At 42.7% G+C, this 232-nt stretch carries 1 protein-coding gene; it reads left to right on the top strand.

Annotated features, from left to right (window positions below):
- Positions 1-19 precede the first annotated feature (19 nt).
- The gene (locus A3774_RS17280) at positions 20-163 is read left to right on the top strand and encodes a transcriptional repressor (protein ID WP_197468106.1); all 144 of its coding nucleotides are present in this window, start codon (positions 20-22) and stop codon (positions 161-163) included.
- Positions 164-232: the final 69 nt, after the last annotated feature.

Below are 232 nucleotides of genomic sequence, written 5' to 3'. Positions count from 1 at the left end.
CTCCGTTATTGTGCCTAAGATGTCATTAGCCACGGTTTATCGAAACTTAAAGGGGCTACAAGCAAACAATCTGATTACAAGCGTCTTACTCCCTGGACAAAATCCAAGATACGAGATCAAAACACATACACACCACCATCATTTCCAATGTCGATATTGCTAACAGATATTTTACGTACGTTTATGCCCTGGCGGCTTCGAAAGCTTCATGCCTGAAGGCTACAGTTGAGGA

The organism is Neptuniibacter marinus (assembly GCF_001597725.1).
In the GTDB taxonomy this organism is placed as follows: domain Bacteria; phylum Pseudomonadota; class Gammaproteobacteria; order Pseudomonadales; family Balneatricaceae; genus Neptuniibacter; species Neptuniibacter marinus.
The sequence above is the reverse complement of the archived record's forward strand: the minus strand, read 5'-3'. Positions and strand labels throughout refer to the sequence as shown.

Bases quoted from the DNA above. Each gene is read 5' to 3' on its own strand.
- A3774_RS17280 (WP_197468106.1), top strand. From the start codon at position 20: ATGTCATTAGCCACGGTTTATCGAAACTTAAAGGGGCTACAAGCAAAC.